The 12,653-nt window shown below is 64.0% G+C and carries 13 protein-coding genes; 7 read left to right on the top strand and 6 right to left on the bottom strand.

What is annotated here, in order from left to right; all coding sequences use genetic code 11:
• Nucleotides 1-120: 120 nt before the first annotated feature.
• Complete coding sequence (locus tag NKI32_RS14855; RefSeq protein ID WP_023695600.1) at nt 121-2,049, bottom strand: LTA synthase family protein; 1,929 nt, start codon at nt 2,047-2,049, stop codon at nt 121-123.
• A gap of 277 nt (nt 2,050-2,326) precedes the next feature.
• On the opposite strand from NKI32_RS14855, the gene fabD reads away from it, so the two are divergent.
• The 7 genes from fabD (at nt 2,327) to gmk (ending at nt 9,120) form a co-directional block, all read left to right on the top strand.
• Nucleotides 2,327-3,274 carry an ACP S-malonyltransferase gene (gene fabD / locus NKI32_RS14850; protein WP_023695599.1) on the top strand — a complete coding sequence of 316 codons (948 nt, stop codon included), beginning with the start codon at nt 2,327-2,329 and terminating at the stop codon, nt 3,272-3,274.
• Between the two features lie 60 nt (nt 3,275-3,334).
• Nucleotides 3,335-4,072 carry a 3-oxoacyl-[acyl-carrier-protein] reductase gene (gene fabG / locus NKI32_RS14845; RefSeq protein WP_023685686.1) on the top strand — a complete coding sequence of 246 codons (738 nt, stop codon included), beginning with the start codon at nt 3,335-3,337 and terminating at the stop codon, nt 4,070-4,072.
• A 221-nt stretch (nt 4,073-4,293) separates the two neighbouring features.
• A complete protein-coding gene (locus tag NKI32_RS14840; protein WP_006203723.1) occupies nt 4,294-4,530 on the top strand; it encodes an acyl carrier protein in 237 nt (78 codons plus the stop codon).
• A gap of 34 nt (nt 4,531-4,564) precedes the next feature.
• Nucleotides 4,565-5,827, top strand: a complete 1,263-nt coding sequence (gene fabF / locus NKI32_RS14835) for a beta-ketoacyl-ACP synthase II (RefSeq protein WP_023702951.1) — start codon at nt 4,565-4,567, stop codon at nt 5,825-5,827.
• Nucleotides 5,828-6,029: 202 nt separating this feature from the next.
• A complete protein-coding gene (gene mltG, locus NKI32_RS14830; protein WP_023715070.1) occupies nt 6,030-7,286 on the top strand; it encodes an endolytic transglycosylase MltG in 1,257 nt (418 codons plus the stop codon).
• 262 nt (nt 7,287-7,548) lie between these two features.
• A complete protein-coding gene (locus NKI32_RS14825) occupies nt 7,549-8,439 on the top strand; it encodes a YicC/YloC family endoribonuclease (RefSeq protein WP_352545396.1) in 891 nt (296 codons plus the stop codon).
• Between the two features lie 6 nt (nt 8,440-8,445).
• Complete coding sequence (gmk, locus tag NKI32_RS14820) at nt 8,446-9,120, top strand: guanylate kinase (RefSeq protein ID WP_023672729.1); 675 nt, start codon at nt 8,446-8,448, stop codon at nt 9,118-9,120.
• A gap of 32 nt (nt 9,121-9,152) precedes the next feature.
• Here gmk and NKI32_RS14815 read toward each other — a convergent pair whose 3' ends face one another.
• The 5 genes from NKI32_RS14815 to NKI32_RS14795 form a co-directional block, all read right to left on the bottom strand.
• Entirely contained in the window at nt 9,153-9,446 is a 294-nt protein-coding gene (locus NKI32_RS14815) for a type II toxin-antitoxin system RelE/ParE family toxin (RefSeq protein ID WP_352626446.1), read from the bottom strand.
• Nucleotides 9,443-9,748, bottom strand: coding sequence for a type II toxin-antitoxin system RelB/DinJ family antitoxin (locus tag NKI32_RS14810; protein ID WP_353002901.1), 306 nt, complete (start codon nt 9,746-9,748; stop codon nt 9,443-9,445). The genes NKI32_RS14815 and NKI32_RS14810 overlap by 4 nt, the downstream gene beginning before the upstream one ends.
• A 68-nt stretch (nt 9,749-9,816) precedes the next feature.
• Nucleotides 9,817-10,653 (bottom strand): 16S rRNA (adenine(1518)-N(6)/adenine(1519)-N(6))-dimethyltransferase RsmA, encoded by an 837-nt coding sequence (gene rsmA / locus NKI32_RS14805; RefSeq protein ID WP_353002900.1) that lies wholly within the window; start codon nt 10,651-10,653, stop codon nt 9,817-9,819.
• Nucleotides 10,654-10,676: 23 nt separating this feature from the next.
• Nucleotides 10,677-11,705 carry a 4-hydroxythreonine-4-phosphate dehydrogenase PdxA gene (pdxA, locus tag NKI32_RS14800; RefSeq protein ID WP_031202010.1) on the bottom strand — a complete coding sequence of 343 codons (1,029 nt, stop codon included), beginning with the start codon at nt 11,703-11,705 and terminating at the stop codon, nt 10,677-10,679.
• Nucleotides 11,706-11,717: 12 nt separating this feature from the next.
• The gene (locus tag NKI32_RS14795) at nt 11,718-12,647 is read right to left on the bottom strand and encodes a peptidylprolyl isomerase (RefSeq protein WP_023738609.1); all 930 of its coding nucleotides are present in this window, start codon (nt 12,645-12,647) and stop codon (nt 11,718-11,720) included.
• Nucleotides 12,648-12,653 lie beyond the last annotated feature (6 nt).

The following is a 12,653-nucleotide window of genomic DNA, read 5'->3' as shown; positions in this document are numbered from 1 at the left end:
TCAGCCCCCAGCAAGGACCGGCAGATTGCGGGCGTCTATAAAGCAAATTGGCTGGAAGGCAAGGGTAACGCATGCTCCGGACAGCGTCCTGGCGTCGCAGGGTTGGAAAAATACCAGGCATCAACTCGTATGCGGGGTACCACCGTTGATCGTTTCGGGGAAGAAGTCCGGAGCCGCCTTACGCTTGCCGAACATCATGTCGTATTGCAGCAGGCGGAAGTCGTTGATCGCCGGATCAACGTCCTTCTGCCGCGCCCAGTCCGGCGTGGCCTCACCTGACGGTGTCAAAAGCAGATTGCGGTCGACGACGCGATAGCGTTCGCGCAGCGCGCCCAGGAAGCCGGTGTAGTAGGGGTGCGTGATCCCGGCCGTTGTCAGGATGTGGTAGGGCAGGAAGGCCGGGCTCACCGCGCCCATATCCTGCGCCGGACCGGTGCGGTTAGACCAGATGACCAGCGGCGTCTGATGATGCTCCAGTGCCGCCTCCGGCGTCGGTTCCTTGCGCGGCGCGACATTGTCCTTCAGGTAACCGGTTTCGACATAGACGGGGCCGAGCGGCGGCAGATGGTCGCCGAAGAAGGCGATGACCGTCGGCCGCTCGCGCTTCTTCGCCCATTCGATCAATCGTTCGAGGCCACGGTCGGCATCGGCGGAGCCTTCGGCGTAGCTGAGCAGCGATTCCCGCGCCCATGTGCTGATCGGTGCCGCGACCTTGTGGGTCGGATTGTAATAGCGGTACGGCTCGTAGGGACCGTGGTTCTGCAGGCTGACGGCGAAGAAGAACACCGGCCGCTCGCTGGCGTCGGCCTCTGCGATGATCTCGTCGGTCATCGACGCATCGGAAGCCAGCGGCCCGCGCTTTTCCAGTGGCGGCAGCGTCTCTTCCGAGCGGAAATCGTTGAAGCCGAAATCGGCATAGACGGCGCCCCTGTTCCAGAACCAGTTGGTGCCCGGATGGATGGCGCGCGCCCGGTATCCCTCGCTTTTCAGGAAGGTCGCCAGCGACGGCGTCGGTGTGCGCACATATTGCTGGTAGGGGATCGAGCCCGCCGGCAGGAAGGCATTGGAAAAGCCGGTCAGCGCCTCGAATTCGATGTTGGCGGTCATGCCGCCGAATTCCGGCGAAAACATATAGCCGGAACGCAGCGCCCGCACATTGGGGATCGGGTCAGGCGTGATTGTGACGCCGGGCAGCTTGGTCGGATCCCAGAAAGATTCGCTCATCACCACGATGATGTCGGGTTTCTCATCCGGTACCGAGGCCGCCACAGCAGGCCTGTCGATCGCGTCGATCGCCTTGTCGGAATAGCCCGCCGGCGCCGAGACATGCGCCATCGGCACGTTGAGCGCGAAGGCCAGCGCAAACCCGTTGGAGGCGTAGTTCTCCTTCTGGTCCCACATGATCGGGATGATCTGCAGCCGGTCGCGGGTCCACGAGAAGGTGGCGTAGTCCATGATTGAGACGAAGAAGGCGAGCAGCGGCACTGCCAGCGTCAGCCGCGCCAGCCGCCCTTTGCGGCTGAGGATCGGAACCTTGCGGCGCCACAACCGCCAGCCATAGATCAGCAGCGACAGGCCGGCGACGATGCCGACCGCCATGGCGAGCGCCGTCCAAGGCCGTTCGCGCACCAGGAGCGGCATCAGTGCCATGATCTGGCGCGAATAAAGAAAATCGGTTGGGTAGAGCGGATCGCCGAGATAATGCGACTTCTGATGCCCGACAAAGGCCAGCGCCAGCGTCAGCGGCGCCACGATCATCAGGCTCTGGTGACTGCGGCCAAGCACGGCGTCCAGTCCCATCAGCACCAATGCAAAGACAATGATGGTGGTCCAGCCCGGCTTGAATGGCTGCAGGAAGAAGTCGACCGTGCCGAAGAAGTCGCCGCGCACGATCCATTCGATGGCGAACACCAGGATGGCGGAGGCAAGCAGCGTGACCAGACCGTAGCGGATGACCGGCCATCTGCGCCCCGGCAGGTAGCCGGTGGACGGATCGTCTTCCAAGAACTGTGGCGCGGGTACGGCCGCGCCCTTCCTGATCCTAGCCACGTCTCTTCCCCCGGCCCAAGCAACGCGTATTTCCACTCGCGCCACCGTTCTGTCATAGAACTGTCATGCAAAAGCTAGCGCCTGTGGCGAAAATAAGAAGAGCCAGCAAACGATTCGTGAGCGGTTTTCATCAGGTGTGATCGGCAAAAAGCCTTTGGGAACAGGGACTCGAGGTCAGCTCCGGTTCAAGCGAGAGCCGAAATGCCCCCTCCGGGCTTGACTTGGCGGTCCGCCTTGCGTCACAGGCAGTAAAAATCAGCCGCTGGAGAGCGCCCAAATGGCCGTCGCATTCACCTTTCCGGGACAGGGCAGCCAGGCTGTCGGCATGGGCAAGGACCTCGCCGACGCCTTCCCCGAGGCACGCAGGGTGTTCGAGGAAGTCGATGATGCGCTGGGCGAAAAGCTGTCGAAACTGATCTGGGAAGGCCCGGAAGAGGCGCTGACCCTGACTGCCAATGCCCAGCCGGCGCTGATGGCGGTCTCGCTGGCGGGAATCCGCTCGCTGGAAGCGCGCGGCTTTTCGCTGAAGGACAAGGTTGCCTACGTTGCCGGTCATTCGCTCGGCGAATATTCCGCCCTTGCCGCGGCCGGTTTCGTTTCGGTCGCCGATGCTGCCCGGCTGCTGCGCATCCGCGGCAACGCCATGCAGGCGGCGGTGCCGGCCGGCGAGGGCGCCATGGCGGCGATCATCGGACTGGAACAGCCCGACGTCGAAGCCGCTTGCACCGAGGCCGCAACGGGATCCGGCAAGGTCTGCCAGATCGCCAACGACAATGGCGGCGGCCAGCTGGTGATCTCCGGCGCCAGGGCGGCGGTGGAACTCGCCGCGAAACTGTGCACCGAAAAGGGCGCCAAGCGGGCGCTGATGCTGCAGGTCTCCGCACCCTTCCATTCGGCGCTGATGGCGCCGGCGGCCGATGTCATGCGCGAGGCGCTGGCCGGCGTGACCAAGAATGCACCGGTCGTGCCCGTCGTCTCCAACGTCACTGTAGCCCCGACCAGCGACCCCGACGAGATCGCGCGCCGCCTGGTCGAGCAGATCACCGGGCGCGTGCGCTGGCGCGAAACGGTGGAGTGGTTCGGCGCCAATGGCGTCGCCACGCTCTATGAGATCGGCGCCGGCAAGGTGCTTTCCGGCCTGGCGCGGCGGATCAACCGCGACATCGCCACATCGGCCGTCGGCACGCCGGCCGAAGTCGAGGCGGCGCTGGCCGCGCTTGCATAATCCACTGGCGATTCAACCCCTCCCGTGGGAAGGGTGTTCTCTTAAGATCAGGAGACGAAAATGTTCGAACTGACCGGCCGCAAGGCGCTCGTCACCGGCGCATCGGGCGGCATTGGCGAGGCGATTGCCCGGGTGCTGCATGCGCAAGGCGCCATTGTCGGCCTGCACGGCACCCGCATCGAGAAACTGGAGACCCTGGCCGGCGAACTCGGCGACCGGGTAAAGCTGTTCCCGGCCAATCTTGCCGACCGTGACGAGGTCAAGGCGCTTGGCCAGAAGGCCGAAGCCGAACTCGAAGGCGTCGACATACTGGTCAACAATGCCGGCATCACCAAGGACGGCCTGTTCGTGCGCATGGCGGACGCGGATTGGGACAGCGTGCTGGAGGTGAACCTCACCGCCGTGTTCCGGCTGACCCGCGAGCTGACCCATCCGATGATGCGCCGCCGCCATGGCCGCATCATCAACATCACCTCGGTGGTCGGCGTCACCGGCAATCCTGGCCAGACCAATTATTGCGCCTCCAAGGCCGGCATGATCGGCTTTTCCAAGTCGCTGGCGCAGGAGATCGCCACCCGCAACATCACCGTCAACTGCGTCGCCCCGGGCTTTATCGAATCGGCCATGACCGACAAGCTCAACGACAAGCAGAAAGACGCGATAATGGCCGCGATCCCGACGCGCCGCATGGGCACGAGTGTTGAAGTGGCGTCGGCCGTCGCCTATCTCGCCTCCAACGAGGCAGCCTACGTCACCGGCCAGACCATCCATGTCAACGGTGGCATGGCCATGATCTGACAGGATATTGCCGGGTGATAAGAAGACATGGCCGGCTTGTGAAAAGAGACCATTTCGCCTTGGACCTCAGCCATTTTTCGTGTAATGCGGCCCGCAACCCGGCGGTTCGGGCAAAAACCGGTCCGGCATCGTTGCGTTTCCGGCAGGACCATCTTTCAGCTTGATTAGCGGCATTCTGCCCGCTAACGAAGACAGACAAACAAAAGACGAGGATGCCCCAAATGAGTGACACCGCAGAGCGCGTCAAGAAGATCGTCATCGAACATCTTGGCGTCGATGCCGACAAGGTGACGGAGCAGGCGAGCTTCATCGATGATCTGGGCGCGGACAGCCTCGACACGGTCGAACTCGTCATGGCCTTCGAAGAAGAGTTCGGCGTCGAGATTCCGGACGATGCGGCCGAGACCATCCTGACCGTCGGCGATGCCGTGAAGTACATCGACAAGGCTTCAGCCTGACACTATCCGCAGTCATCACCGGGGAGGACCTGCGATGAGGCGTGTCGTCGTCACGGGCCTTGGCCTGGTTTCGCCGTTCGGCATGGGCTTCGAGCACAGCTGGAAGGAACTTCTGACCGGCCGCAGCGCCGCCAAGCGCGTCACCGAGTTCGAAGTGGGAGATCTTGCCTGCAAGATCGCCCACGTCATTCCGCGCGGTGACGGCACCAACGGCACGCTCAATCCCGAAGCCGTGCTCGAGCCCAAGGAACTGCGCAAGATCGGCGACTTCATCCTTTACGGGATTGCGGCCGCCGACGAAGCGCTGAAGGATTCCGGCTGGGAGCCCAGCACCGAAGCCGAGCGCTGCGCCACCGGCGTCATGATCGGCTCCGGCATTGGCGGCCTCGAGGGCATCGCCGAGAACGCTATCATCCTGAAAGAGCGCGGACCGCGCCGTATCAGTCCATTCTTCATTCCCGGCAACATTATCAACCTGGTATCTGGCCAGGTATCGATCCGGCATGGGCTGAAAGGCCCCAACCACGCCGTCGTCACCGCCTGCTCGACCGGCGCGCACGCCATTGGCGATGCCGCCCGGCTGATCATCTTCGGCGATGCCGACGTGATGCTGGCCGGCGGCGCGGAATCGCCGGTGACCAGACTATCGCTTGCCGGCTTCGCTGCTTGCCGGGCACTGTCCACCGACCGCAATGACACGCCTGAGAAGGCCTCGCGTCCCTATGACCGCGACCGTGACGGCTTCGTCATGGGCGAGGGCGCCGGGGTCGTCGTGCTGGAAGAACTCGAACACGCCAAGGCGCGCGGCGCCAAGATCTATGCCGAGGTCACCGGCTACGGCCTGACCGGCGATGCCTATCACATCACTGCACCGGCCGAAGACGGCGACGGCGCCTTCCGATGCATGACGGCGGCGCTGAACCGGGCCAAGCTGACGCCCGCCGACGTCGACTACATCAACGCGCACGGCACCTCGACCATGGCCGACACGATCGAACTCGGCGCCGTCGAGCGGCTGGTCGGCAACGCCGCCTCGAAAATCTCGATGTCGTCGACCAAGTCGTCGATCGGCCATCTCCTGGGTGCGGCGGGTGCCGCCGAGGCGATCTTTTCGATCCTCGCTATCAGAGACAACATCGCGCCAGCCACCATCAATCTTGACAACCCGGAACGCGAAACCGCGATCGATCTTGTTCCGAACACGCCACGGCATCGCCAGGTCGACGTGGCGCTGTCCAACTCCTTCGGCTTCGGCGGCACCAACGCTTCGCTGGTATTCCAGCGTTATACAGGCTGATTGCGGTATCGACCGGCGCGCCAGCGGTCTGTCGTCAATTTTGCCATATTCAAGCCTACTCTGCCGCTGGGGATTCGTCGCATCGGCCTGAAACCGAAGGCGCTTTTTTTAAAAGCACGATGCGTAGGCTTGAAATGTTAGGGCACGCTGTGCGTCCAATCGGGCGCATGGTCGCTCTAAGAGATCAGATGGTAGGGCGCTAATGAACACCAATCCGGGCGGCAGCGGACAATTCGGACAAAACCAGCAGACCGGCCCGATCGTGCCGAAGACCGCGGCCGAAGCTTTGCGCCCGGAAGCCGGCACACCACCACCAAAGCGCTCGCGCGCCTCGCGCAGCCAAGTCGTGGTGTTCATGAACTTCGTCATCTCCGCGGTGATGTTGATGATCCTCGCCGCCGGCGTTTCGCTCTATTTCGGCAAGCAGGCATTCAACGAACCGGGCCCGTCGGTGGCCGGCGACACCTTCCTGGTCAAGCCGAGCACCGGCGTCCAGGATATTGCCGACCAGCTCGAACGGCGTGGGCTGATCAGCGATGCCCGCATCTTCCGCATCGCCGTGCGGGTCTATGGCAATGATTCAGCGCTGAAGGCAGGCGAATACGAGATAAAGCCGCGCGCCTCCATGCGCGACATCATGGAGCTTCTGAAGAGCGGCAAATCGGTGATGTATTCGCTGACCATTCCCGAGGGCCTGACGGTCGAGCAGGCGCTGCAGCGCATCGCCGAGCAGGATGCGCTGACCGGCGACATGCCGGCCGCCAAGCCGGCTGAGGGCAGCCTCGCCACCGACACGCTGCGCTTTACCCGCGGCGCCACGCGCCAACAGATGGTCGACAAGCTGCTCGCCGACCAGAAGAAGCTGGTCGACGAGGTCTGGCAGCGGCGCGCGCCCGACCTGCCTCTGGCCAATGTCGACGACTTCGTCACCTTGGCCTCGATCGTCGAAAAGGAAACCGGCCGGGGCGACGAGCGCTCGCGCGTTGCCGCCGTCTTCCTCAACCGTCTGGCCAAGGGCATGCGGCTGCAATCCGATCCGACCATCATTTACGGCCTGTTCGGCGGCAAGGGCAAACCCGCCGACCGGCCGATTTATCAATCTGACATCCAGAAACAGACGCCTTACAACACCTATCTGATCAATGGCCTGCCGCCGACGCCGATCGCCAATCCCGGCCGCGCCGCGCTCGAAGCCGTCGCCAACCCGTCGAAGACCGATGATCTCTATTTCGTCGCCGACGGCACCGGCGGCCACGTCTTTGCCACCACGCTTGCCGAGCACAATGAGAACGTTGCCCGCTACCGGGCACTGCAGAAGAAGCAGGCTGAAGACGCCGCCAAGGGCGCCAAGACTCCGGGCCAGACCGATGCGCCGGCGGATGGCGACGACAACGGTGACGCAAGTGGCGATGCCGCCGGTGACAGCGGTGATGCCGGCGATACGGGTGCCGCCCAGTAGCAGGCCGGCGCTTTCAGAGGGATCGACCTTAAGCGACGCGGACAGAGGCGGACGCGCTGCTGCTTTGAACGAACAGCGGGGTTCGAAGCGTTTTCGGTCTTGCTCGGGTGCCTCTGAATCTCGATTTCAGCCCTGCGAGATCGAAACGACAGCGGCAATCAACATCTTGCCGGTATTGCGATTCTGACATTCGCGCTGCCCGTGATATCGAACGCATGCGCAATTGTTAGAATCGGACCATCAGGGAGACACGAGCCGCATCATGAATTTGCAGAGCATGACCGGATTTGCACGCACTGTTGCCGAACATGACGGCGCCTCGATCGCCTGGGAGGTCAAGTCGGTCAACGGCAAGAGCGTCGAGGTCAGGTTGCGGTTGCCGCAAGGTTTCGAGCGGCTCGAACCGACTGTGCGGCAGACGCTGCAGAAGCGCTTTTCGCGTGGCAATTTCCAAGCGACGCTGACCGTCGGCCGCGCCGCCGGCCAGCAGGCGCAGCCGGTGGTCAACGAAGCCTTCCTCAGGGATCTGGCGGGCATGGCCAAGCGGCTGCAGGACCAGTTCGGTGTTGGTCCGGCAACTGCCGACGGTCTGCTTTCCCTGCGCGGCGTGCTCGATATCCCTGAAACCAGCGAAACCGAGGAGGTGCGGGCAGCACTCGACGCGTCAATCCTGTCCGCGCTGGAAACGGCGCTTACAGGTCTCGAGCAGGCACGCCAGAACGAGGGCGAAGCGCTGCGTTCGCTGCTTTCCGGCCATATCGACGCCATTGAGGCGCTGACGCTTCAAGCCGAGGCCGACCCGTCGCGCGAACCGGCGGCGATCCGCGAGCGGATCGCCGAACAGGTGCGGCTGCTGATGGATGCGTCGGCCAATCTCGATGCCGGCCGGCTGCACATGGAAGCGGCGTTCCTGGCCACCAAGGCCGATATCCGTGAAGAGATCGATCGGCTGAAGACGCATGTGGCGTCGGGCAGAGCGCTGCTGGCAAATGGCGGCGCCATCGGCCGCAAGCTCGATTTTCTGGCGCAGGAATTCAACCGCGAATCGAATACGCTGTGTTCCAAGTCGAACGCCGCCACTGTCACCGCCATCGGGCTGGAACTGAAGGCGGTGGTCGACCAGTTTCGCGAACAGGTCCAGAATCTGGAGTAAACCCGAATGGGTGGCAAGGAGCCGATGGTTGCCAGGGATCTCGGATCCCGCATTCGCCGCCGCGGGCTGATGCTGGTCCTGTCGTCGCCGTCGGGCGCCGGCAAGTCGACGATCGCGCGCAACCTGCTGGAAAGCGACGGCAGCCTGGAATTATCGGTCTCGGTCACCACCAGGCCACGCCGCGGCTCGGAGATCGAGGGCGTCCACTATCACTTCCGCACCACGCGCGAGTTCGAGCGGCTGCGCGATTCCGACGCGTTGCTCGAATGGGCCGAGGTGCACGGCAATTGCTACGCGACGCCGCGCGAGCCGGCCGAACTGGCGCTGGCGCAGGGCCGTGACATGCTCTTCGACATCGACTGGCAAGGCGCCCAGCAGCTCAAGGAGAAGATGCGCGCCGACATTGTCTCGATCTTCATCCTGCCGCCGTCGATGAAGGAATTGAAGTCGCGCCTCAAGCGCCGCGCCGAGGACCAGGAGCACGTGATCGAGACCAGGCTGAAGAACGCCCGCAACGAGATCGAGCACTGGAAGGAATATGACTTTGTCATCGTCAACGACGATCTCGACCGCGCCTTCGCCGAAGTGCGTGGCATCGTGACGGCGGAAAGGCTGCGGCGCGACCGCCGGCCCGGGCTGTTCGATTTCGTCTCGGGGTTGCTGGACGAGAAGACGGAATAGCTCGTCCACCGCTGGCAATCTAAATAGCCGCATCAGCTGCCTGGCAGATCGTCCGGCCAACGCTGCGCTCCGTGAAGCACGCGCAGGATTCGAATCGTGCTGTTGGTCAGCTGATAGGCCGCGACATATGGCGTGCCGACGATGACGATCTCTCGTGTCCCTGCAAGCCTGCCGATCCGGCCGCTTTGGGGAAGGTCCCGAAGACGGTTGATTGCGGCGACGATCCGCTCATCGGTGGCGATCGCGGCCGCAGGATTGTCGGCCTCGATATGCGCGAAGATGCCGTCGCGATCTGAAAACGCGAATGGCGACCAGACGATCTTCAAGATTTAGGTTCACCCGAACGCCGCGCCGCGGCGCGTCTCTCGGCAAAATGCGCCTCGACTTGATCATCAGGAATGTCTTGTCGGGTGTCGTCGAGCGCTTCGCGAACCTTGGCGCGAAACCATAAATCATACGCCTCGTTGTTTGTGACGAGACCGATGGGCAGCGCACCCTCGTTGGCGGTTCGGGTGAGCAATATCCGCACCGCATCCGAGACCGTCAGCCCCATGCTTTCGAGCACCGCCGAAGCTCGATCCCGGATGTCGGCGTCGATACGCGTCTGGACCAGTGCATTTGCTGGCATGGCAATCTCCTTCGACGTCAATGTAATGCGTTTGAATGACGATTGCTAGGCGGCGCTAGCGCCGCCGGTCAAACCGCGTTTGTCAGCCGCACGAATTCCTCGACGCTGAGCGTCTCCGCACGCCGGGTCGGATCGATGCCGGCGCGCGTCAGCAGTGCCTCGCCACCCAGGCTCTTCACGCTCTGCCGCAGCATTTTCCGGCGCTGGCCGAAAGCGGCTTCGGTGACGCGACCGAGTTTTTTCACGTCGGTTGACAAAGGGCTGGCGCGCGGCACCAGATGCACCACCGAGGACGTTACCTTGGGTGGCGGCGTGAACGCTTGCGGCGGCACGTCGAAGGCGATCCTCGCCTCGGTCCGCCAGCCCGCCAGCACGCCGAGCCGGCCATAAGCATCGCTGCCGGCACCGGCGACAATGCGCTCGGCCACCTCGCGCTGGAACATCAGCGTCATCGATTGATAGAAGGGTGGCCAGTCCGCCACGGTCAGCCAACGGATCAACAGCTCGGTGCCGATATTGTAGGGCAGGTTGGCGGCAATCCTCACCGGGCCGTCTTGTGACGCGGTCTTGGCAAGCGCGGCAAAATCCGTCTTCAGCGCATCGCCGCTGATCACCTCGAGCCGGCCCGGATAGTGGTTGGAGACCTCGGCCAAGGCCGCAAGGCAGCGTTCGTCGCGCTCGATGGCGACGACGCGGCGGGCACCGGCAGCGAGCAGCGCCCTGGTCAGCCCGCCGGGGCCGGGGCCGACCTCGATCACCGTGCTGTCGGTGAGGTCGCCGGCGACCCGCGCGATCTTGCCGGTCAAATTGAGGTCGAGCAGGAAATTCTGGCCAAGCGCCTTCTTTGCCTGCAGTCCATGGCGCTCGATCACCTCGCGCAGCGGCGGCAGCCCGTCAACGCTCATGAATTTGGCTCATGATTTTGGGCTCATGCAGCTGCGGGCTTTGCGCCGGTATCGGCCAGCCGGCGGGCCAGCTTCAGCGCCGCGATCAGGCTGTCGGGACGTGCGATGCCCTTGCCGGCGATGTCGAAGGCTGTGCCGTGATCGGGCGAGGTGCGGATGAACGGCAGGCCAAGCGTGACGTTGACGGCCTCGTCGAAGGCCAGCGCCTTGGCCGGGATCAACGCCTGGTCATGATACATGCAGACCGCCACGTCGTAGCCGGCGCGGGCGCGCGCATGAAACATCGTATCGGCCGGCAGCGGCCCGAAGGCATCGATGCCTTGCGCCCGCAACATGTCGACCGCAGGACGAATGATGCGCTCGTCCTCTGTCCCCATGGCGCCGCTTTCGCCGGCATGCGGATTGAGGCCGGCAAGCGCGAGCCTCGGCCTGGCGATGCCGAAACGGCGTGCAAGATCGCCGGCGGTGATGCGCGCGATGGCAACGATCAGCTCCGTCGTCAGCGTCTTCGGCACCTCGGCCAGCGCGATGTGGATGGTGACCGGAACGGTGCGCAATTCGGGGCCGGCGAGCAGCATCACCGGCGTCACCGTGCCGCCGGTGTGGAGCGAGGCCAGATGCGCCAGATATTCGGTGTGACCGGGAAAGCCGAAGCCGGCATCGTAAAGCGGCTTCTTGGCGATCGGGCAGGTGACGACCGCGGCCGCGTGACCGGCAAGGCAGTCGGCGACCGCGCGATCGATGGCCTCGATGATGCCGGCGGCATTGGCCGGGTCGGGCCGGCCGGGATCGTCGGTGAAGTGGGCCGCCAGCGGCACCACGGGCAAGGCGTGTTGAAAGACACCAGCTGCTTGGGCCGGCACCGTCTCGGCGATTGCCACCGCCGCGCCGAGCCGGCGCGCCCGCGCGGCAATCAGCGCCGGATCGGCGAGAAGATAGAAGGGCGCGGCACCGGAACCGCGGGCGCTCTGCCACGCGGCAATGGCGATTTCCGGACCGACGCCGGATGGATCGCCGACGCTCAGCGCCAGCGGAAGCTCTGTCTCATGCACGGCTGGGCCGGTTCAGCGCGTAACGATCTTGGCTTTCGCCTTCAGCTCTTCGACATACTTGGCCGAGAGCTCGTCGGCGTTCTTGTCGCCGCTGCCTTCGCTCTGGAACACCATCTGGGCCGCCTTGTCGTCGGAAACCTCGCGCGACGAGCAGATGCCGATGAATTCGATGCCGCGATCGGTCTCGCGCACGGCCGTGGCGCCGCCCAGCTTGGTGGCCTTGATCTGCTCGGCCCAGTCCGGCGGCAGTTGCGGCGCCAGCAATCGGGGGAGGTCGCGAACGGTGACGTCGATCAGGCCCTTGGCGAATTCACGCGTGGTGTTGCAGCCATTGAAGCGGGCGCGCATGGCTTCGGCCTCGCGCTTGCGTTTGGCGAGTGTGGCACTGCGCTCGGCCTTCGGCACCACGAAGATCACCTGCTGCAGCATGTACTCGGTGGCGCTTGGCTTGGCGCCGCCTTTTTCGAGCATGCGCTTGACCAGATCCTGTTCGCTCACCTGCCCGCCGCCGCCGCTGTAGCGTGCGCTCAGCGCCTGGTTCCACGCCATCTGGGAGCGGATGAATTCCTTGAAATGCTCCTTGGTCACGCCGGACTGCGCCATGACACCGTCGAGCTGCTTGAGCTGCATCTTGTTGCTCGAGGCAAAGCGCTGATAGGCCGCCTCTACCTGGGCATCGGAGATGCGGATGCCGAGACGCCTGGCCTCCGCCATACGCAGCGTCTGGTCGATCATTTCCTGACCCGCGTCACCCTTCTTGCGCTGCAGTTTCAGGAAGGCAGCCCGGTGCGCGATGTCGCCGGTGGTGATCGGCATGTTGTTGACGACATACTTGATTTCACTGGCGAAGGCCGGCGGTACCATCATGGTGACAGAGACCGAGGTCGCCGCCAACAGGAGCGCGAATCCTGCCGAAAACAGGTATTTCCTCATCGAAAGCATCCCAAT

It is taken from the genome of Mesorhizobium sp. M0761, assembly GCF_040320205.1.
Lineage (GTDB): Bacteria > Pseudomonadota > Alphaproteobacteria > Rhizobiales > Rhizobiaceae > Mesorhizobium.
Note: the sequence above shows the minus strand (reverse complement) of the source record. Positions and strands in the feature narration are given on the sequence as shown.

Bases quoted from the DNA above. Each gene is read 5' to 3' on its own strand.
- NKI32_RS14825 (WP_352545396.1), top strand. From the start codon at position 7,549: ATGAATTTGCAGAGCATGACCGGATTTGCACGCACTGTTGCCGAACAT.
- gmk (WP_023672729.1), top strand. From the start codon at position 8,446: ATGGGTGGCAAGGAGCCGATGGTTGCCAGGGATCTCGGATCCCGCATT.
- fabD (WP_023695599.1), top strand. From the start codon at position 2,327: ATGGCCGTCGCATTCACCTTTCCGGGACAGGGCAGCCAGGCTGTCGGC.
- fabG (WP_023685686.1), top strand. From the start codon at position 3,335: ATGTTCGAACTGACCGGCCGCAAGGCGCTCGTCACCGGCGCATCGGGC.
- mltG (WP_023715070.1), top strand. From the start codon at position 6,030: ATGAACACCAATCCGGGCGGCAGCGGACAATTCGGACAAAACCAGCAG.
- NKI32_RS14840 (WP_006203723.1), top strand. From the start codon at position 4,294: ATGAGTGACACCGCAGAGCGCGTCAAGAAGATCGTCATCGAACATCTT.
- rsmA (WP_353002900.1), bottom strand. From the start codon at position 10,653: ATGAGCGTTGACGGGCTGCCGCCGCTGCGCGAGGTGATCGAGCGCCAT.
- fabF (WP_023702951.1), top strand. From the start codon at position 4,565: ATGAGGCGTGTCGTCGTCACGGGCCTTGGCCTGGTTTCGCCGTTCGGC.
- NKI32_RS14795 (WP_023738609.1), bottom strand. From the start codon at position 12,647: ATGCTTTCGATGAGGAAATACCTGTTTTCGGCAGGATTCGCGCTCCTG.
- NKI32_RS14810 (WP_353002901.1), bottom strand. From the start codon at position 9,748: ATGCCAGCAAATGCACTGGTCCAGACGCGTATCGACGCCGACATCCGG.